Raw genomic sequence first — 20,135 nt, 5'->3', positions numbered from 1 at the left:
CGCGAACAGCGGCTCGGCCGCTAGCCGGGATGTCAACTCAGTGACGGCACCCGTGCTCTGCGGCATCCGTCATGGGCTCATGGTGGAGCGCGAGTCACATCGCATTCATGGATTCGAGGGCGCGGATCAACGCTCAGCCATGATGCTCGTGCCCGAACTCCTGCTCGCCGGTGAGCACCGAGACGGGCACCGCGCAGGCTTCCCCGCGCCAGGCCTCGAGTCCCTCGCGCACCGCGAAGTAGACGATCACGAGGGCGGCGATCGGGTCGGCCCACGTCCACCCGAAGAGCGTGTTCAGCAGCAGGCCGAGCAGCACGGCGCCCGAGAGGTAGCTGCAGATCAGCGTCTGCTTCGAGTCGGCGACCGCAGAGGCAGAGCCGAGCTCGCGGCCGGCGCGGCGCTCGAGAAAGCTGAGCACCGGCATGACGATGAGGCTGAGCGCGGCCAGCACGATGCCGACGGTCGAGTGCTCGGCCCTTTGCACCCCGGCGAAGGCGAGCACAGCGTCGACGGTCACGTAGGTCGCGAGCCCGAAGAAGGAGATCGCGATCACCCGTAGCGCAGCCTTCTCGCGCGCCTCGGGGTCGGGCGCCGCGAACTGCCACGCGACCGCGGCCGCCGAGAGCACCTCGACGATCGAGTCGAGACCGAAGCCGACGAGAGCGGCCGAGGAAGCGGCGGCACCGCTCGCGATCGCCACCACCGCCTCGATCACGTTCCAGCCGATGGTGACGGCCACGATCAGGCGGATGCGTCGGCGCAGCACGTCTCGACGCGCCGGGGCCAGCTGGGCGGTGCTCATGGCGCGACCGCTGCGGCCGCGGCGCCCGGCCCGCAGCACAGCGGAACATCGCAGTCCTCGTCGAGGCAGGGCGCACCGTCATCGACCGCGAGCACCGTCTCGAGCAGAGTCCCGATCGCGCGCGTCAGGTGCGGGTCCGCGATCTCGTATCGCGTCCGGCGCCCTTCGGACTCGGTGACCACGATGCCGCAGCCGCGCAGGCAGGCGAGATGGTTCGAGACGTTCGTGCGCGTGAGTTCGAGTTCGCGCGCAAGCTGTGCCGGGTAGCCGGGCCCGTCGAGCAGCGAGAGCAGGATGCGCGAGCGGGTGGGGTCGGCCATCGCACGCCCGAGCCGGTTCATCACGTCGATGCGGGAAGCAATGGTCAGCACACGCTGACTATACAGTCATGGCTGAAGCATACGGAGAGTGCCTCTCAGCCGTCGGCGGTGCCGCGCGGGACGATCCACTCGGCGCGGAAGCGTGAATCAACCCGTGCAACAAAGTCGAAGTCGGCGTCGTAGTGGACGACGACGACCGGTGTGTCGGGGCTGGAGTGGTGGATCGCGGTCGCGGCGATCTGCAGGTCGCTGACGCCGACTGCGCGGCCGATGCCGGCCGCGAACAGCGCGGCCTGAATCTCGAGTGCGATGTCGACCATCTCCGGCGCGGGCGGCAGGACGATCTTGGCACCGCGCTCAAGGCGCGTCAGCGCCGAATGGTCGGTCGCCGAACGTGCCGAGAACCCGGCCTCGAGCAGCGTCGGCAAGCAGGTGGCGATGTCTCCGCGTTCACGAAGGGCCGCCCATGCCGCCCGGATCGTCGGCTTGCGTAGCCGTTGAATGACCGAGTTGTCGGCCAAGAACAGGATGCTCACCGTTGCGCCGAACGGATCACCTCGGCATCCGATAGATCATCGACCGCGCCCGAGGTGACGAAGCGCTCGTAGTCGTCGAGTTCGAGGCGGCGCACGAGCTGCTCAAGCGCGGTGGTGATGACGCCCTTCTTGGTCGGGATTCCGGAGAGTTTCACCGCTCGCTCCAGCAGTGCGTCGTCAAGGTCCACAAGGGTCTTGCTCATCAGGCCTCCGTATATCTAACAATGTGCAATCAGTATATCTAGCTTGCCGCGACCGTTCGGCGCAGCCAGTCGACGATGAGGGCAACGGTGTCTGGGTGGGTCGGGCAGTTCGGTCGGGGTATCCATCGGCTCGCCTGCCTCCGCCGCCAGCGCCTCGACCGCGCCGGCCACGAGCACCACACCGGGGCACGGCCCGTCACCGTCGGGCACGAGCAGTGTGCCGAACAGAGTGATGCCCTCGAGCTGCCAGCTGACCTCGGTGGTTACCGTCACGATCGCAGTCTGACGGATGCCTCGGCCCGCGTCACCCGTCGGCTACGCTGATCGACTCGAGGAGGACACGCAGATGCCCCACACGCCAGTTGCGCCCAGGCCGGGCGGCGGCGCCCCCGCGTGAACCGCACCGACCGTCTCTACGCGCTCGTCGAAGAGCTCAGGGCCGCGGCGCCCGGGCGGCGCAGCACGAAGCGGCTGGCCGAGCGCTTCGAGGTGAGCGCGCGCACCATCGAGCGCGACATCAGCAGCCTGCAGGCCGCCGGCGTCCCGATTTGGGCGGATGCCGGGCGCACCGGCGGCTACACGATCGACGCGACCCACACCCTGCCGCCGCTCGGGCTCACACTCGACGAGGCGCTCGCCATCGCGATCGGGCTCGGGACCCTCGCCCGCAGCCCGTTTCGCAGTGCGGCCGCAAGTGCTGCACAGAAGATCACGGCGGTGATGAGCGATGAGGATGCCCGCCGCACCGCCCTGCTCGCGAGCCGCGTCCACCTGCTCGAGGACGATCGGGAGCAGCCGCCCGCCGCGCTCGCCGAAGCGCTGCGCGTGAACAGCGTCATCGAGCTGCGCTACCGCGACGCTCAGGGCCGGGTCACCACCCGTGAGGTCGAGCCGCTCGGCTACATCGGCAAGGGGCAGGACTGGTACCTCGTCGCCTGGTGCCGACTGCGCGACGGCGTGCGGGCGTTCCGCGGCGATCGTGTGCTCGAGGCGGCGGCCACGGGCGAGCGGCCGCCGGCGCGAAGCATCCGCGCCGATGATCTTGCGATTCCCTATGGCGAGCTGCGCCCCGTCAGGTCTGAATAGCGCGGGTTCCGGAAACCCCGACAGCACGCTGTCGCGAGGTGTGCGGATGCTTGAGCGCATGAGCTTCGCATCGATCCGCATCATCACCGCCGACGTCGACCGCCTCGCCGCCTTCTATGAAGAGGTGCTCGGCGTTCCGGCCAGCCGACCCGCGCCCGTGTTCGCCGAGTTCCGCACCGGGGCGGTCGCGCTCGCCATCGGCAGCACGGCCACCGTCGCGATGCTGGGCGCGAACGTGCCGGCGCCTGCCTCGAACTCGAGCGTCATCGTCGAATTCATCGTCAACGATGTCGACGCGGAGTTCGCCCGCCTCGCACCGGGGCTCACCGACATCGTGCTCGAGCCGACGACGATGCCGTGGGGCAACCGCTCGACACTCTTCCGCGACCTCGACGGGAATCTCGTGAACCTGTTCAGCCGACCCGTGAGCTGAACTCCGCGCGACGCGCCGGCTCACGTCGGCCTGGCAGGAAGATCAGGGTGGCGATCGCGCCGAAGACGGAGATCCCCGCAGAGGCGAGGAGCGACGCGGTGAGTCCGTGGAGGAACGCGTTCTGGATGGCCGTCTCGAGGGCCGGCGAGCCGAGCCGCTGCGCCGCGGTGAGGCCGGCGAAGACGCTTTGGCGGGCTGCTCCGGCGGCGGCAGCGGGGAGAGCGACCTCGTTCAGGCGCGCTTGGTAGCCGGTGAGTAGAACACTGCCGACGATCGCCGCGCCGAACGGCGCCCCGAGCTTCTGGATGGCCTGCATGGCCGCTGAGCCGACGCCGCTGCGGTCCGTGGGCAGGTCGGAGAGGGCGGCCGAGGCCGCGGTGGAGATCGCGAGCCCGGTTCCCACGCCGACCAATGCCATCCACGCGGACACGAGCAGGACGCTCGAGGCCCGAGTGGTGGTCGTGCCGAGCAGCATGCCGGCGGCGATGAGCGCGAAGCCGGCGGTGACGGTGAGTTTGGCGCCGATTGCGGCTGCGAGCCGGCCTGAGGGGACGAGGCCGACGACCATGCCGCCGATCAGGGGCAGCAGGCGCAAGCCCGAGCTCATCGCAGTCTCGCCGAGCACCGCTTGGAAGTACTGCGGCATCGTGAACAGGATCCCGCTCATGCTGAGCAGGGTAACGGCGGCGAGCGTGGCGCCCCAGGTGAACGATGCCGATCGAAACAGGGCAGGGTCGAGCAGCGGGCTCGCCTCCGGTCTGCTGGCGAGGCGGGACTCCCACAGGAAGAACGCGATGAGGGTCAGGATGCCGGCGGCAATCCACCCCAGTGCGGCAGGGGTGCCCCAGCCGTGCTGGCCCGCGTCGATGACCCCGTAGGTGACGGCGACCAGCCCCGCGCTGGACGCGACGATGCCGGTCGCGTCCAGCCCGGGCCGCTCGGGTGCGCGGGATTCGGGGATCAGGATCACCGTCGCAACGAGGCCGATCAGCGCGACCGGAACGTTGATGAGGAACACCCACCCCCACCAGAAGTGGCTGAGCAACCACCCGCCGAGGATCGGACCAAGCGGCAGGGCGAGGAAGTTCGCGCCCGCCCACACCGCGATCGCCCTCGGCCGCTCCTGCTCGGAGAACAGCACGGTGAGAGCGGAGACCGCCATCACGGTGATTCCCGCTCCGGCGAGCCCCAGCGCGAGGCGGGCGGCGAGGAACAGCCCGGGCCCCGGCGCGAAGGCGCAGGCCGCGGAGCCGGCGACGAACAGCGCGAGGGCGATCACGAGGACTCGCTTGCGACCGAACCGGTCGCCCAGCAGGCCAGCGGGAAGCATCGCGGCGGTCAGGGCCAGGGCGTAGCCGGAGGTGAACCACTGCAGCTCCGACTCCGAGGCGTGCAGCGCGCCGGCCAGGGTGGGCAACGCGACGCTCAGCACCGTGGTGTCCAGGCCGATCGTCAGGACCGACAGGGTCACCGCACCCAGAGCCCACCACCGTCGCGCATCCGGGGTTGCAGGCCCGGCCGAAGAATCTGTCTCGCCAACGCTCATGACCGCTCCCTCAGATGTCAACGACCGTTGATGTCATCGCATGTTGATCTTAGCCGCGTGGAGCAGGATGTCAACAAGCGCTGACCTCACTGTGTTAGCGTCGGCGCATGACCACGAAGGGTGCCCAGCGGCGGCGCACCGGGCGACCTGTCGGATCGCCGCCCAATCGTGACGCGATCCTCGCGTCCGCGCGTCGGGAGTTCAGCGAGAACGGCTTCGAGGGCACTACCATCCGCAAGATCGCGGCCGGCGCGGGCGTCGACGTCGCGCTGGTTTACCACTACTTCACCTCGAAAGACCAGCTCCTGCTCGAGTCGCTCCACGACGCCCGCACCTACGAACTCACGCACGTGCTCGACGGCGACCCGGCGCGAATCGGCGAGCGGCTGCTCCGCCAGGCGCTGACGGTCTACGACGACGGCGATGCGCTCGTCGGCCTGATCCGCGCCGCCGGCACCCACGAGGAGGCGGCGAAAGCCCTTCGCGAGGGTATCGGCGAAGGCGAGCTCATCCAGCTCCTGAACGCCCTCGGCCAGCCGCAGTCGGAGGTCAGGGCCGCGCTGATCGCGTCGACCCTGGTCGGCCTCACCACCACTCGTTCCATCGTTCGCGCGGGCGCACTCGCGGACGCCGACCACGACACACTCGTCGCCTGGTACGCCCCCACCATCCAGCGCTACCTCACCGAGCCGCTTCCCGGCGGCTGAGTCTGTGCTTCGGTCGGTGATCTCCGGTCGCAGCGCAGTACGCCTCGGGCGGAATAACCGCTGGTCAGGTGAAGTTGAGCCAAGTAGACTCAACTTTGAGAGGCGAGTGCCGTCTGGCATCCGCCGCCACAAATCCCAGACCAGAAGGACGAACCGCACAACATGGCCAACATGCAGGGCGTGCCGCCGACGACCGACGAGGGGAAGAGCGCCCTCGAGCAGTTCGGCATCAACCTGACCGAGATCGCGCGTCAGGGCAAGCTCGACCCGGTGATCGGGCGTGACTCCGAGATCCGGCGCGTCAGCCAGGTGCTGACCCGGCGCACCAAGAACAACCCCGTGCTCATCGGCGAGCCGGGCGTCGGCAAGACCGCCGTCGTCGAAGGGCTCGCGCAGCGCATCGTCGCGGGTGACGTCGCCGACTCGCTGAAGGGCAAGGAACTGGTGTCGCTCGACATCTCCGCCCTCGTGGCCGGCGCGATGTACCGCGGCCAGTTCGAGGAGCGGCTCAAGGCCGTGCTCAAGGAGATCAACGAGTCCGACGGCAAGATCATCACCTTCATCGATGAGCTGCACACGCTCATGGGCGCCGGCGGCGGCGAGGGTTCGGTGGCCGCGGCCAACATGCTGAAGCCGATGCTCGCGCGCGGCGAGCTGCGCCTGATCGGCGCGACCACTTTGAACGAGTACCGCGAGTACATCGAGAAGGATGCCGCGCTCGAGCGTCGCTTCCAGCAGGTGTACGTCGGTGAGCCGACCGTCGAGGACACCGTCGCGATCCTGCGCGGCCTGAAGGAGCGCTACGAGGCGCACCACAAGGTCGCCATCGCCGACTCGGCATTGGTCGCGGCCGCGGTGCTGTCGAACCGGTACATCACAAGCCGCCAGCTGCCCGACAAGGCGATCGACCTGATCGACGAGGCGGCCAGCAGGCTCAAGATGGAGATCGACTCGTCTCCCGTCGAGATCGACGAGTTGAAGCGCGCCGTCGACCGGCTGCGCATCGAAGAGCTCGCCCTCAAGAAGGAGAAGGACGACGCGTCTCGTGAGCGTCTCGCGAAGCTGCGCGAGGACATGGCAGAGAAGCAGGGCCAGCTCGACCAGCTGCAGGCCAGGTGGGACGCAGAGAAGGCCTCGCTGCACTCCGTCGGTGACCTCAAGACGCAGCTGAACGAGGCCCGCATCGACCTCGACCGCGCGATGCGCGAGGGCGACTACCAGAAGGCGTCGAAGCTCAACTACGAGACGATTCCGGGCATTGAGAAGGCGCTTGGCGCTGCCGAGAACAGTGAGGGTGCGGCATCCGGCCCCCGCATGGTGAACGAGCAGGTGACCGATGAGGACATCGCGGCCGTCGTCGCGCAGTGGACCGGGATTCCGGTCGACCGCCTCACCCAGGGTGAGACCGAGAAGCTGATCAACCTCGAGAGCGAGCTGCACCGCCGCTTGATCGGCCAGCAGGCCGCCGTGACCGCGGTGGCCGACGCGGTGCGCCGTTCGCGCTCCGGCATCGGCGACCCGAACCGTCCGACCGGCTCGTTCCTGTTCCTCGGCCCCACGGGCGTCGGCAAGACCGAGCTCGCGAAGGCGCTCGCCGAGTTCCTGTTCGACGACGAGAAGTCGATCGTGCGCATCGACATGAGCGAGTACGGCGAGAAGTTCTCGGTGTCGCGGCTCGTCGGCGCTCCCCCGGGATACGTCGGCTACGAGCAGGGCGGCCAGCTGACCGAGGCGGTGCGTCGCCGGCCCTACTCGGTGATCCTGCTCGACGAGGTCGAGAAGGCGCACCCCGAGGTGTTCGACGTGCTGCTGCAGGTGCTCGACGACGGGCGCCTGACCGACGGCCAGGGGCGCACGGTCGACTTCCGCAACACGATCCTGATCCTCACCTCGAACCTGGGGTCTCAGTTCTTGACGGATGCCGCGCTGAGCGACGCCGAGAAGCGCGAGGCCGTTCAGGCGATGGTGCGCCAGGCGTTCAAGCCCGAGTTCATCAACCGCCTCGACGACATTGTCATCTTCGACGCGCTGTCGGCCGAGCAGCTCGGCGAGATCGTCTCGCTCTACGTCGACCGGCTGCAGAAGCGCCTGCAGGAGCGCCGCCTCGACCTCGGCGTCACACCCGACGCCAGGGCGTGGCTCGCCGAGCGCGGCTACGACCCGACGTACGGCGCGCGCCCGCTGCGCCGCCTGATGCAGCACGAGATCGACGACAAGCTCGCGACTGCGCTGCTGAAGGGCCAGATCCGCGACGGCGACGTCGTGCGGGTCGACGTCGCGCCCGACGGCGAGGGCCTCACGGTCACGGCGGGCGAGAGCCTGCCGCCGCTCGACCTCGACGAGCAGGCCCACGCGAGCTAGCCGTTTCCTTTACGCCTGCTGAGCGGATGCCGCCGACTCCCTGAACCGGGGTCGGCGGCATTCGTCGTCGTGGGAGAAATAACCATGGACAACAACGACCGTCGCTTGATCGACGATCTCGCCACGGAACTCAGCAAGGCTCAGCCCGTCACCAAGGACCCCGAGGCGGCCCAGGTGATCGCCCACCGCGTCGCGTCCCAACCCGACGCGGTCTACCTGCTTACGCAGGCTGTTCTTCTTCAACAGGAGGGGCTGCGTCAGGCCCAGACTCAGATCCAGCAGCTGCAGGCGCGGCAGCGTGCGCAGCAGCAGAACCGCGGCGGCGGGCTGTTCTCCGGCCTGTTCGGGGGCGGGTTCGGTCAGCAGCAGTACGCGCCGCCGCAGAATCAGCAGTACCAGCAGCCCTACTACGCCCAGCGTGGCAGCTCGAGCTTCCTTGCGCAGGCCGCGTCGAGCGCGGTCGGCATCGCCGGTGGCCTCTTCCTGTTCGAGGGCATCTCGAACCTCTTCGGCGGCGACGGCTTCGGCGGCGGGCAGGACCAGGCGTTCGAGCAGGGCTACGACCAGGGTTACGACAGCGGCTTCGACCAGGGTCAGGGTCAAGACCAGGGCCAGTCGGATGCCGGTCAGGGCTTCGACCAGGCCGGATGGGACAACGGCGGCGGCTTCGACGGGGGCGGCTTCGACGGCGGCGGCGACTGGGGCGTGTAGTGGGATTCAGCGTCCGGCGGCGTAGCCCTGCGCGCCGCGCGGGTTCGCCGCCGCCCAGAGCGTGCCCGTCGACGGCGCGCGGCCGACGGCCGAGAGCCGGCCGAGCGACCAGTCGCCGGGCACGGTGACGCGGTGGCCGCGCGCTTCGAGCTCGGCGATGACAGATGCCCCGACGCGGCCTTCGACGATGAGCCCGGCCGGCTCCCACACCCGCGGCCAGAAGCTCGAGAGGTGGCTCGTGGTGTGGAAGGCGGGGGCGTCGATCGCCTGCTGGGCATCCCACCCGCCGACGATCATCCGCAGCAGAGCGGGAAGCTGCCATTGGTCCTGCTGGTCGCCGCCCGGGGTGCCGAGACTGAACAGCGGCGACCCGTCGGACCCGATCACGAGCGTCGCCGACAGGGTCGTGCGCGGCCGCGCGCCTGGGCGAAGCGCGCTCGGCGAGGACTCGTCGAGCCACGACATCTGCAGGCGGGTGCCGAGGCAGAAGCCGAGCTCCGGGATCGTCGGGGACGACTGCAGCCACCCGCCCGACGGCGTCACCGTGACGAGGTTTCCGGCGGCGTCGATCACGTCGAGGTGGCAGGTGTCGCCGCGGGTCTGGCCGTTGGCGTCGGTGGCGAGCTCGGCTCCCGGGTCGTCGCCGGGGGCTGCGTCTTCGGCTGAGGCATCCGTCTCGTCGATGTCATCGACCAGCCCGGTCTTGCCCACGCCCTGCGCGCCGGTCAGCGCCACAGGAACGCGCCCGTCGGGCGAGCCGGGGCGCAGCTCGGCGCTCGCGCGCTCGCCGATGAGCGCGGCGCGCTCTTCCGCATAGGCCGGCGAGAGCAGCGTCGCGAGCGGCACATCCACGAACGCGGGGTCGCCGTACCAGGCGTCGCGATCGGCGAGGGCGAGCTTCTCGGCCTCGGCGATCACGTGGATTCCGAACGCTGTCGACGGGTCGAGGTGCTCGTCGGTGAGTCCGTGCAGGCGGCCGTATGCCTCGAGGATCGCGAGCATCTGCAGCAGCACCGGCCCCTGCCCCCACGGGCCGGTCTTGGCGATCGTCAGCCCTCGGAAATCAAGGGTGACCGGCTCTTCCGCGCCCGGCTCGAAGAGTGCCAGGTCGGATGCCTGCAGCACACCCGCGTGCTCCCGCCCGTCGCTGTGCCAGTGGGGCTGTGCGGCGAAGGACTCCATGGCCTGGGCGACGAAACCCGTCTTCCAGACGGCGCGCGCCGCGTCGATGCGGTCGACCCGAGTGCCGTCGTCGGGCCCGGCGGCGATGAGCCGCAGCAGAACCTGTGCGTAGGCAGGGTTCGTGACGACGGCGTGCGGGCGTGGCGCGTTGCCCGCCTCGTCGAGCCAGAGCGCGGCCGACGACGGCCAGTGCGCGCGGAAGTGCGGCGCGATGCGCTCGATGGTCGTGACGACGCCGGGGGCGACCGGATGTCCGTCCTGGGCGTACCCGATCGCGTAGCGCAGCACCGCGTCGAGCTCCCAGGTGCCGTGCGCGGCGAGCAGCCACAGCCAGGCATCCACCGCCCCGGGTACCGCGGCGGCGAGCGCGCCGGAGCCGGGGATCTCGGTCAGCCCCTCGACGTCTCGGTAGTGCTCGATCGTCGCACGCGCGGGCGCGGCGCCCTGGCCCATGAAGACGCGGACACCCTCGGCATCCGTCGCGAACAATCCCGTGAGATCGCCGCCGGGCCCATTCAGATGCGGCTCGACGACGTGGAGCACGAAGCCCGCGGCGACCGCCGCGTCGAAGGCGTTGCCGCCGCGCTCGAGCACCGACTGCGCCGTGGCCGTCGCGAGCCAGTGCGTGGAAGCCGCCATTCCGAAGCTGCCGCGCAGGGTGGGCCGGGTCGTGAACGCGTCGGGCGTCGAGAAGGGCATGCCCCTCACGCTAGCCGCTGTGTGCGCGGGTGAAACGGCACGTCCGCGGGCGAAGCTTCTCCCGCGCAAGGAACGTTTTTCCCGCGCACGCGGTCGGTACGCTGACGGCATGCATGCGACGACGATCTACGGCAAGAACGACGTGCGATACGAAGAGGTTCCGAAGCCCGAGCTGATCAGGGGCACCGACGCCATCGTGAAGGTGGTCGCCGCCTGTGTCTGCGGCTCTGACCTCTGGCGCTACCGGGGCATCTCGCCGGTGCCGCGGCCGGCGCGCATCGGGCACGAGTTCGTCGGTGTCGTGGAATCCGTCGGCTCCGAAGTGTCGAGGATCGAGGTGGGCGACTTCGTCATCGCCCCGTTCTACGACTGCGACATGACCTGCGTGAACTGCCGCAACGGCTTCACGACCTCGTGCCTCGAGATCGGCTGGTGGGGCGGCCATGACCATTGGGGCAACGCGCTGCCCGGCGCGCAGGGCGAGTACGTGCGCGTGCCGCACGCCGACGGCTCGCTCGTCGCGACGCCGTCCTGGCCGGCCGACGAACTGGTGCCGCATCTGCTGACCCTCGCGGACGTGTTCGGCACCGGTCACCACGCCGCAGTCTCGGCCGGTGTGAAGCAGGGCTCGAACGTGGCGGTCGTCGGCGACGGCGCCGTCGGGCTGCTGGGTGTGCTCGCCGCGCACCGCCTGGGCGCGGCACGCATCGTGCTGATGTCGCGCCACGAAGACCGGCAGAACCTCGGCCGCGACTTCGGCGCGACAGACATCGTCGCGGCGCGCGGCGACGAGGGCATCGCGGCGGTCAAGGAGCTGTTCGACGGTATCGGGGCGGATGCCGTGCTCGAGTGCGTCGGAACGAAGGACTCGATGGACCAGGCGCTGCGCGTCGCCCGCCCCGGCGGCCAGGTCGGCTTCGTCGGCGTGCCGAGCGGCGGCCCCGAGCTGCCGGTGCGGCAGCTGTTCGACTCGAACGTCGGGGTGCGCGGCGGCATGGCTCCCGTGCGCAACTACATCGAGGAGCTGTTGCCCGAGGTCTGGAGCGGCGCTCTCAAGCCCGGCCGCGTTTTCGACCTCGAGCTGCCGCTCGCCGAGGTCGCCGAGGCCTACGCTGCGATGGACGAGCGCCGCGCGATCAAGGTGCTGCTGCGCCCGTAGCCCAGCCGCCGGTCGTCAGTTTGTCGGCGAATCCGCTGCGGCGGGATGACTTTGTGACGACCGGGCTGGCGCGACGCCGCCCGGTCGTCACAAAGTCCGCCCAGAATTCAAGATCGAGCGACAAAGTGACGACCGGGCTGCGGGCCGGCCGGGCTACCGGGCTACCGCTAGTGAGTGACGACCGGTGCGGCATCCGTCTGCACAGCCGGGGCGTTCGATCCCCACAGCGCATAGAGCACGAACGCGACGCCGACGAACACGACCCCGCCGATGATCGCGGTGGTCAGGCCACCCGCGAGCCCGGCGGTCGCGGCCGCCGAGACGAACACGGTCGACAACACGGCGACTCCGATCGACCCGCCGAGCTGCTGCATCGTCTGCAGCACCGACGACGTCGCGCCGACGTGGCCCTCGGGCGCGTGCGCCATGATGAGCCCGGTGATGGGCGCGAACGTCAGGCCGGCTCCGACGCCCATCACGACGATGGGGCCGAGGATGCCTGCCGCATAGCTCTCCGACGCCTGCAGCTGCGACAGCCAGCCGAGCCCGATCACCAGGGCGGCCAGTCCAACCGCGCCGACGAGTCGCTCGCCGAACTGCGGCAGGAGCCGCGGGGCGAACTGCGAGACGACGATCATCACGGTGACGAACGGCAGCAGCGAGAGGCCGGTGCCGAGGGGGCTGAAGTGGTAGACGTCCTGCGTGAACAGGGTGATCAGGTAGAAGAACGCGAACATGCCGGCCGGCACGAGCAGCATCGACACGAGCGGCACGGCCGAGCGGGATCGGGTGAACAGCTGCAGCGGCACCACCGGTGAGCGGTGCCCGCGCTCGATCAGCACGAGGGCGGTGAGCGATGCGACAGCGACCGCGAACGACACGATCACGACGGGGCTGCCCCAGCCCGAGGTGGCCGCAGAGGTGAAGCCGTAGACGAGCGCGACCATCGCGATCACGCTGGTGGTCGCGCCGCCGAAGTCGAGCCGCTCGCCCGTGCGCTCCGTCTCGCGCAGGAAGAACGCGGCGCCGAGCGCGATCAGGATGCCGATCGGCACGTTGACGAACATGACCCACTCCCAGCCGAAGCCGGTGGTGAGCACGCCGCCGAGGATCAGCCCGATGGCGCCCCCCGAGCCAGCCGCGAGCACGAACAGGCTCATCGCGCGGTTGCGCTGCGCCCCGGGGGTGGTGTTCTCGATGAGCAGCACGAGCGTGCTCGGCGCGGCGATCGCAGCGCCGATGCCCTGCACGACACGGGCGACGATGAGGGCGGATGCCGTCGGCGCGAGCCCCCCGGCAGCGCTGGCGACGATGAAGACGAGCGTGCCGATGATGAGCGCCCGCTTGGCGCCGATCTTCGAGCCGAGTTTGCCCGTCAGCAGCATGAGCCCCGCGAACGCGAGCGCATAGCCGGTGACGACCCAGCTCAGGCCGCTCGGCGTGAAGTGCAGCGCCTTCTGGATGTCCGGAAGCGCGACGTTCACGATGCTCGCGTCGACGACGAGCATGAGCTGGGTGATGAACACGGTGACGAGGGCAAGTGCGGAAGCCTTTCCGCGCTTGCCGCTCGCCGCGGCCAGGCCGCGGCTCGAAAGTGAGGATGCTTTGCCCGCCGCGCGCCGCGGGGCATCCGTCGTCTCGGCTGTGAGATCAAGGGAAAGAGTGTCGGTCAAGGGTTGTCCCGTCACGAGAAGGTGTATGGTCTTTCCGAATCCGGAGGAAGTCTCCGTCTCTCGGAATCCTCAATATATGGAGACTGGCTCCGCTTTGTCAACAAGCGGAGGATGAATCCGGTTCGCTGGGAGTGAACGAGATGAGTACCGACGCCGCGACGGTGAGGCGGCCCCTGCGCGCGGATGCGCAGCGCAACTACGACAAGATCGTGCAGGTCGCCACGCAGGCCTTCGCCGAGAACGGCACCGGGGCGTCGCTCGACGACATCGCATGCCGCGCGGGCGTCGGCCCCGGCACGCTGTACCGCCACTTCCCCACCCGCGACGCTCTGCTCGCAGCCGCATTGCACGGCGCGCTCACCGACCTCGGCGATACTGCGCGTCGGCTCATCGCTGAGCCCGACGCCGGCGAGGCCCTCGATGAGTGGATCCTCGAGCTCGCGCGCCACCTGCGCACCTACGGCGGGCTTCCCGAGTCGATCGCGATCGCGCTGCAGGACCCGAACTCGCCGCTCGGCACGAAGTGCCAGCCGATGCGCACGGGAACCGACACGCTGCTCGCGCGGGCGAAGGCCGCGGGGGCGGTGCGCGCCGATGTGCAGGCATCCGATCTCAACGCCCTGATCGGATCGCTCGCGTGGGCCGCCGAACGTCGTGGCGATTCCGACGCCGCGCTGCAGCGGCTGATCCGGCTCGCGACGATGGGCCTGCGCTAGGCTCCAGCGGCACCCCGGCCATCGGTGTTGCGCGCGTGCTGCAACAGGCCGGAGTCTGGCGCGTGGCCACCGCTGCGCGCTAGTTTGTGCCCTGGGGGCGGTATTTCCCCACGATTCGCGCTGATACGCGGGTGACCGCAAGCGCTGCACTGATGACCGATCAATACCTCATCACCGGGAGCCGCAGTGGGGATCAAGAGGGTCGTGGCCGCCGCATTGGCGGTCGGATTGCTGACGTCGGGACTCGCGGCGCTCGCCCCAGCTGCGCACGCAGCACCCGTGGGCCCCGCCCCGGCGACCAAAGCAGCCGACCCTGCGACCTATCGCGAGTTCCCCGGGGCGCACACCGTCGGCAACGACCAGCTCTCCAGCGATCCCGGCCGCATCTGGACCGACAAGACGGTCTTCGACAGCAGCACACTGGCTGGCGGGAGCGGCGGGCCTGACGAACTAGGCGTCGCGCTTTCCGCGCTCGGTTCCACCCGTCACGTCATCGGCGAAGAGCAGGTGCCGATCGACGTCTCGATGGTGCTCGACAACTCGTACTCGATGCTGCAATGCGTCGGCAGCACCTCGACCTGCACGAGCGCGTCCGGAACGACCTCGTACACCAACTCCCGCGCGTATGCGATGGTGCAGGCGCTTGACGTCGCGATCGGCATCATCGCCGATGACAACCCCGAGAACCGCATCGCCATAGTCCAGTTCGGCACGAACTCCGGTGTGCTGCAAGCGCTGGGTGCGCCGGTACCGCTTTCGGGAACGAGCAACCCGACCCATTACGTCAGGATGACGCGGACTCAGGTGGGCAATACCGTCACCCTGACGATCACGCTCGGCAACGGCCAGACTCTGACCGCAGGAACGGTGAGCGGCTCCGTCCAGAGCACGAACATCCAGCGCGGCATCGTCACGGGCATGAACCAGCTGGCGAACCAGCCCAGCGCCGCGGTGACGGGTGAGAACCAGCGCGTCCCCAACGTGATCGTCTTCACCGACGGCGAGCCGACGTATTCGGCAGCGCAGCCTGCGTGGTGGGCCGTCGCTGAGTCCGGCCTCAACCAGGGCCCGTCCTCGCCGACGACGACGCAGTACTACGGCAACGGATTCCTCGCCGCGATGGCGGCGTCGTTCCTCAAGAAGAAGATCGCGTCGGTGTACAACGACGCCGACCCCGCGCTCGCGGTCAACCCTCGCGTCTACACGATCGGCCTCGGCATTCAGGGCCTCTCGGCGCAGGGCCGCGACCTTGCGCTCGCAACGCTGAATCCACGTGAGCTGCTTGGAACGACCGGCAACACCATGACGGCGGGTTTCACGAACGCGTTCAACACCTATCGCACCGGGGGAACGCCGTCGGTCCCGGTCAACAGCGGTGGCCAGAGCTTCACCGTCACCCATCCGACGAACCCGGCAGACACGCCGTTCAACCCCACCGGTGCCGATGACCTGCGCTACAACGACCAGTACTTCTCCCCCGTCACTCAGGACGACCTGATCGCTGTGTTCCGGCAGATCGCCCAGCAGATCATCGACGCCGCCCCGAACCACCCGGTGGAGATCGAGAACGGTCAGGACACGACCTCCGGCTATGTCACATTCACCGACCCAGCAGGCGAGTTCATGCAGGTGAGCAGCATGAACAGCATCACATTCTGCTCGGCGCTGCCCGCTGGTGGCGGCGAGGGCGCGCCGACCGCCTGCGTGCCTGCGACGTTCACCAACCCCACCTCCAGCGTCTCAGGCGCCGTCACGACGTATACGTTCCAAGGCACCTACGCGGCGAACGGGCTGTCGGGCCCAACGAACGTCGCGAACATCAGGATCAACGTGGAGCGGTCCAGCAACCTCGCCGTCGGTGACGTTGTGACCGTGCAGATCCCCGCAGCGCTCCTGCCGCTCAACGACACCTGGGTCCACGAGGACGCCGACGGCGACCCCGTGTCGATGAACGTGTACGCGTCCGAACCTGTGCACATCATGTACACGGTCGCGCCTAAGCCCGGTGTCACCGCGGCGCTCGCCGATCCGTTGTCGCTCAACACCGGCGGCTCCGATGCGGGCGACGCCCTGGTGTCGTACATGCACGCGCACACGGACGCCGACGGCCACGTGCGCTTCTACTCGAACGACTGGAACTCGTCGGCGAAGGCCGCAAACGAGCCGGACGTCGCGCGCACCTCGGCCACCTTCGTCCCCGCGGCGCAGAACGACTTCTACCGCTTCGGGAGCGCGACGCCGATCTACACGGACTCCGCCGGGACGACGCCGCTGACCGTGGCCGCGTGGAACGGCCTGGCGCCAAGTGCGGCGCTGAGCTTCCGCACGGTGGCGTACCACCTGATCGGCAGCAGTATCACCAAGGAATTCGACGTCAACACGACGACCAAGGCGGCGCTCGTGGCCGCCGGGCTGACGGTGGACGACGCGGTCGACGGTGAGATCGTCGCCCCGGCCGGAATGGCCGACTACTCGAGCCGCGCCACGAGCCTCGACCACGAGAAGTGCCTCAGCCTGAGCTGGGTGGGCAACAACCCGGTCTGCAGCGACCCGGCCCGCGGCAACGTCACCGCCACCGATGACTGGGCCCGCCGTACGACGTGGGGCGACGTGGGCGCGGCGGGGCCCCTCGCCGTCGGCACGGGCGCGGTCGCGGCGGCGCTCGGCAACAACGGCTATCTGTCGTACGAGGTGCCGGGCCGGCTGATCATCAGCAAGCAGACGCAAGCGGATGCCGGGTTGAACCCGAACCCCGACACGCTGTTCGGCTTCACGGTGACCCTCGGCAACATCTCGAGCGGAGCCACGTTCCCCTACTCGGTGTTCAACGCATCTGACCCGACGACCGCGGTCAGCAGCGGCACGGTCGGCAGCGGGGGCACGATCCAGCTGAAGGCGGGGCAGCTCGCGGAGATCCTGGGCCTGCCGAACGGTGCGACCTGGTCGGTCGCAGAGCCGACGCCGCCGCCGGGCTACACGCAGACGTCGCCGGCGCCGTCGTCGCCGCAGTCCGGCACCATCGCGCTTCCGCAGACGACGCCGGCGCGTGCAGACTTCGTGAACACGTACAGCCCGGCCCCGACGCCCGCCGTTGCCGGACCGGCCATCGAGAAAGTGCTCAACGGCCGCGACTGGTCGCCGACCGATACTTTCGAGGCGCGGTTGTGCCCCGTGAACGGTCCCGAGACCTGCGAGTCGCTGACATTGACGCAGGCGGCGCAGTCGGGCGTGTTCGCCGCGCGGGCGTTCGACACTCCTGGCACCTTCGACTTCACGATCACCGAGACGCGAGGCGGGACGCCGGGCATCACCTACTCGGCGGCCGAGTACCGATGGCGGGTCGTGGTCACCGACAACGGCACGGGCACGCTCGCTGCCAGCTCGACGCTGACGCAGCTCCGCAATGACGACGGCGCGGCGGGCGAGGCGGGGGCCACCACGGCGACCTTCACCAACACCTTCGACGCTACGGAAGTCGGCGTGCGCCTGACCGCCGACAAGCTCATCACCGACCTGACGCTGCCCGCCGGTGAGCAGGAGCGCGCCCCGAGCGTCGCGTACAACTTCGAATTCCGCTTCCTCGGCTCGGCGCAGCTGAATGCGCCGACGGCTCCGACCTTCAACGGTCAGCCATCGGCGGTCGCGAGCAACCAGCCCGGCGGGACATCCGTCATCTCCCCGGAGCTGCTGTTCACGAGCGGCCACGTCGGCTACACGTACTACTACTCGGTCGTCGAGCAGCCCGGCAGCCTCGGGGGCGTGACCTATGATGATGCCGCCTTCGTGTATCGCCTGACGGTCGGCGCCACCGGCGATCCCGCCGTGGTCCAGGTGACGCAGGATGTCTGCCGTACCACGGCGGCGGCGCTCACCGGCGCGTCTGACGGCGGCTGCACGGCCTTCGGCGACACTGCCGTGCAGTTCATGAACACATACGACGCCGCCCCGGCGACCGCCGCTCTGTCGGGCACCAAGGTGCTCGAGGGCCGTCCGTGGGCCAGCGGGGACACGTTCAGCTTCGACCTCGCCGCGAGCGGCGCTGACACCCAAGCAGCGGTTACCTCGGGTGCTGTCATCCTGCCGACACAGACTACGGTGACGGTCGGGGCGGCGCAGGCTTCAGGCGCCTCTGCGCCGTTCTCCTTCGACACGATCACGTTCACGAGGCAGGGCACCTTCCAGTTCCGGGTGAGCGAGGCGACTGATCCAGCCCCCGCTGGCGTCACGATGGATGAGCACTGGATGATCGCCGATGTCGTGGTGACCGACAGCGACCTCGACGGCCAGCTGGAGGCGACCGTGACGATCCAAGGCGGCGAGGCGGCCTCGACGTTCACCAACCGCTGGTCGGCTGGGCTCGTGTTCAACGGCGTCGACCTGATCAAGACGCTCACGGGTCGGGAGTTGAGGCTGGGTGAGTTCGAGTTCACGGTCGTACCGGCTGATGCGGCATCCGCCGAGATCGCCGGGATCCCGACAACGGGCGCGACGATCGCAAACGGCGACCCCACCGGGGCACCCGGGCTCAGCAGGCTTCTCGAGGGAATCGTCTTCTCGAGCACCGACATCGGTTCGTCCTTCGTGTTCCACATCAGCGAGGCGGGCGGCTCGCTCGGGGGTGTGACCTATGACCCCACGCAGTGGACCGTGACCCTGACCCCGGGTCTGTCGGCCGCCGGTGACGAGCTCGACGTTGTGGCGACCGTGACCGATGGTACGACCACGACGTCGACGTCGGCGCTCGCAGGCGAGACACCGCAGGTGTCGTTCGCCAACACCTACGCCGCCGACCCGGTGACGGCGACTCCGGAGTTCTCCAAGACGCTGATCGGGCGCGCGTGGTCCGCCGACGAAGTGTTCACGTTTCAGCTCACCGCAGTGACGCCCGGTGCCCCTCTGCCTGCGCAGACCACGGTGAACGTGACTCAGGCGAACGCGGAATCATTCGGATTCGGCGCGATCACGTTCACGGAGCCGGGTGAGTTCTCGTATCTCGTGAGGGAAGGGATCCCATCCGATAAGCAGGGTCTGACCTTCGACATCAACCAGGCGATGGCGACCGTCACCGTCACTGACGACGGCGAGGGCGCGCTCGCCGCGCAGATCGTGTACGACGGCGACGAGAACTTCGTGAACTACGTGCAGCCCGTGCCGCCGTGCCCTGGTCAATCCGACTGCCCGGAGGTGGCCGGTCCGAGCGTTGGCACGGGCGGAACGCTCGCCGAGCCCGATGCGCCGTGGCCATGGCAGCTCGTTCTCGGTGGTCTCGCCGCGGTTGCCGCTGTTCTCTCGCTCGTCTTGTTCCTGCGCCGGAAGCGAGGCTGACCTCGCGACAGCGCATTACGACGATGGCTCCACGGCGCCGTCGGCTGTGGGCCGCGATAGCACTCGGCGCCATTGCGCTTGTGCTCGCTGCTGGCGCGATCACCGCCGCGGTCCTGTCGCGAGCTCCAGAAGACGCTACCGGGAAGGACATGCGCGGTAACTCGGTTCGGCTCGAACCGGGTTCCGGGCTGACCCCGCAGGTCATCCACGACATGAACGCCGTTGCGGATTCCGGTGACCGATTCCGCGTGCCCTCCGTCGGGCTCGATGTCCCCCTCGGTGCGCTCGACATGACGCACGGCACGATCACGCCTCCGGGCTTCGCGTCGGCATACGACGTGCGCAACCTCGGCGTGCCGTTGTCCCAGGCGCCGACCGGCACGGTGTTCGTCGCGACGCACTCGTTGCGCAACGGTGCGGTCGGCCCTGGCAACTATCTGATCGATGTGAAAGCGCAGAAGGCGAAGGTCGCGGTCGGTGCGACCATCGATGTCGCGGACGTCGCCTACAGCGTGACGGGCGCGAAGGCGATCGGCAAGCTCGATATCTCGAGCGATGCGGATGTCTGGGCGAACGTTCCCGGCAGGCTTGTCGTCATCACCTGCCTGCAGCGCCGAGATGGCCGCGCTTCGACGCAGAACATGGTCATCACGGCGCAGCTCGACGCCCACTGAGC

General features: G+C 69.1%; 17 protein-coding genes. 9 read left to right on the top strand and 8 right to left on the bottom strand.

The features are described 5' to 3' along the window. Positions 1 to 133 precede the first annotated feature (133 nt). From D7I44_RS07080 to D7I44_RS18095, 5 genes are read right to left on the bottom strand one after another with little or no spacing between them, the layout of a single operon-like run. Entirely contained in the window at positions 134 to 802 is a 669-nt protein-coding gene (locus tag D7I44_RS07080; protein ID WP_120790837.1) for a cation efflux transmembrane domain-containing protein, read from the bottom strand. Then, positions 799 to 1,173, bottom strand: a complete 375-nt coding sequence (cmtR, locus tag D7I44_RS07075; RefSeq protein WP_120788849.1) for a Cd(II)/Pb(II)-sensing metalloregulatory transcriptional regulator CmtR — start codon at positions 1,171 to 1,173, stop codon at positions 799 to 801. The genes D7I44_RS07080 and cmtR overlap by 4 nt, the downstream gene beginning before the upstream one ends. Positions 1,174 to 1,217: 44 nt before the next feature. Continuing rightward, positions 1,218 to 1,658 carry a PIN domain-containing protein gene (locus tag D7I44_RS07070; protein WP_162940107.1) on the bottom strand — a complete coding sequence of 147 codons (441 nt, stop codon included), beginning with the start codon at positions 1,656 to 1,658 and terminating at the stop codon, positions 1,218 to 1,220. Further along, entirely contained in the window at positions 1,655 to 1,861 is a 207-nt protein-coding gene (locus D7I44_RS07065; protein WP_120788847.1) for a type II toxin-antitoxin system VapB family antitoxin, read from the bottom strand. Before D7I44_RS07065 ends, D7I44_RS07070 begins: the two co-directional genes overlap by 4 nt. Positions 1,862 to 1,876: 15 nt before the next feature. After that, the gene (locus D7I44_RS18095) at positions 1,877 to 2,134 is read right to left on the bottom strand and encodes a hypothetical protein (protein ID WP_162940106.1); all 258 of its coding nucleotides are present in this window, start codon (positions 2,132 to 2,134) and stop codon (positions 1,877 to 1,879) included. Positions 2,135 to 2,254: 120 nt separating this feature from the next. On the opposite strand from D7I44_RS18095, the gene D7I44_RS07060 reads away from it, so the two are divergent. Together D7I44_RS07060 and D7I44_RS07055 are read left to right on the top strand one after the other, a co-directional pair. Continuing rightward, positions 2,255 to 2,947 carry a helix-turn-helix transcriptional regulator gene (locus D7I44_RS07060; protein ID WP_120788846.1) on the top strand — a complete coding sequence of 231 codons (693 nt, stop codon included), beginning with the start codon at positions 2,255 to 2,257 and terminating at the stop codon, positions 2,945 to 2,947. A 58-nt stretch (positions 2,948 to 3,005) separates the two neighbouring features. After that, complete coding sequence (locus D7I44_RS07055) at positions 3,006 to 3,380, top strand: VOC family protein (protein ID WP_120788845.1); 375 nt, start codon at positions 3,006 to 3,008, stop codon at positions 3,378 to 3,380. Here the strand turns inward: D7I44_RS07055 and D7I44_RS07050 are convergent. Continuing rightward, entirely contained in the window at positions 3,361 to 4,851 is a 1,491-nt protein-coding gene (locus D7I44_RS07050) for an MFS transporter (protein WP_220093843.1), read from the bottom strand. The genes D7I44_RS07055 and D7I44_RS07050 overlap by 20 nt on opposite strands. Before the next feature lie 182 nt (positions 4,852 to 5,033). On the opposite strand from D7I44_RS07050, the gene D7I44_RS07045 reads away from it, so the two are divergent. The 3 genes from D7I44_RS07045 (at position 5,034) to D7I44_RS07035 (ending at position 8,705) form a co-directional block, all read left to right on the top strand. Continuing rightward, positions 5,034 to 5,633, top strand: coding sequence for a TetR/AcrR family transcriptional regulator (locus D7I44_RS07045; RefSeq protein WP_120788843.1), 600 nt, complete (start codon positions 5,034 to 5,036; stop codon positions 5,631 to 5,633). A gap of 162 nt (positions 5,634 to 5,795) precedes the next feature. Next, complete coding sequence (locus D7I44_RS07040; protein WP_120788842.1) at positions 5,796 to 7,994, top strand: ATP-dependent Clp protease ATP-binding subunit; 2,199 nt, start codon at positions 5,796 to 5,798, stop codon at positions 7,992 to 7,994. An 84-nt stretch (positions 7,995 to 8,078) separates the two neighbouring features. Further along, positions 8,079 to 8,705, top strand: coding sequence for a DUF2076 family protein (locus tag D7I44_RS07035; RefSeq protein WP_120788841.1), 627 nt, complete (start codon positions 8,079 to 8,081; stop codon positions 8,703 to 8,705). Between the two features lie 6 nt (positions 8,706 to 8,711). On the opposite strand, the gene D7I44_RS07030 is transcribed toward D7I44_RS07035, so the two are convergent. Next, positions 8,712 to 10,586 (bottom strand): gamma-glutamyltransferase family protein, encoded by a 1,875-nt coding sequence (locus D7I44_RS07030; RefSeq protein WP_120788840.1) that lies wholly within the window; start codon positions 10,584 to 10,586, stop codon positions 8,712 to 8,714. Between the two features lie 109 nt (positions 10,587 to 10,695). Between D7I44_RS07030 and D7I44_RS07025 the strand changes: the two genes are divergently transcribed. Continuing rightward, positions 10,696 to 11,745 carry a zinc-dependent alcohol dehydrogenase family protein gene (locus D7I44_RS07025; RefSeq protein ID WP_120788839.1) on the top strand — a complete coding sequence of 350 codons (1,050 nt, stop codon included), beginning with the start codon at positions 10,696 to 10,698 and terminating at the stop codon, positions 11,743 to 11,745. A 167-nt stretch (positions 11,746 to 11,912) separates the two neighbouring features. Here the strand turns inward: D7I44_RS07025 and D7I44_RS07020 are convergent, their stop codons facing one another. Continuing rightward, complete coding sequence (locus D7I44_RS07020) at positions 11,913 to 13,418, bottom strand: DHA2 family efflux MFS transporter permease subunit (RefSeq protein ID WP_120788838.1); 1,506 nt, start codon at positions 13,416 to 13,418, stop codon at positions 11,913 to 11,915. Between the two features lie 140 nt (positions 13,419 to 13,558). Here D7I44_RS07020 and D7I44_RS07015 point away from each other — a divergent pair, with 140 nt between their 5' ends. The 3 genes from D7I44_RS07015 to D7I44_RS07005 all read left to right on the top strand — a co-directional run bounded on the left by D7I44_RS07015 (position 13,559) and on the right by D7I44_RS07005 (position 20,133). Next, entirely contained in the window at positions 13,559 to 14,134 is a 576-nt protein-coding gene (locus D7I44_RS07015) for a TetR/AcrR family transcriptional regulator (RefSeq protein WP_162940105.1), read from the top strand. Between the two features lie 204 nt (positions 14,135 to 14,338). Further along, entirely contained in the window at positions 14,339 to 19,459 is a 5,121-nt protein-coding gene (locus D7I44_RS07010) for a Spy0128 family protein (protein ID WP_162940104.1), read from the top strand. A gap of 149 nt (positions 19,460 to 19,608) precedes the next feature. Beyond that, complete coding sequence (locus D7I44_RS07005; protein ID WP_245980098.1) at positions 19,609 to 20,133, top strand: class F sortase; 525 nt, start codon at positions 19,609 to 19,611, stop codon at positions 20,131 to 20,133. Positions 20,134 to 20,135 lie beyond the last annotated feature (2 nt).

This window comes from Gryllotalpicola protaetiae (assembly GCF_003627055.1).
Classification (GTDB): domain Bacteria; phylum Actinomycetota; class Actinomycetes; order Actinomycetales; family Microbacteriaceae; genus Gryllotalpicola; species Gryllotalpicola protaetiae.
The sequence above is the reverse complement of the archived record's forward strand: the minus strand, read 5'-3'. Positions and strand labels throughout refer to the sequence as shown.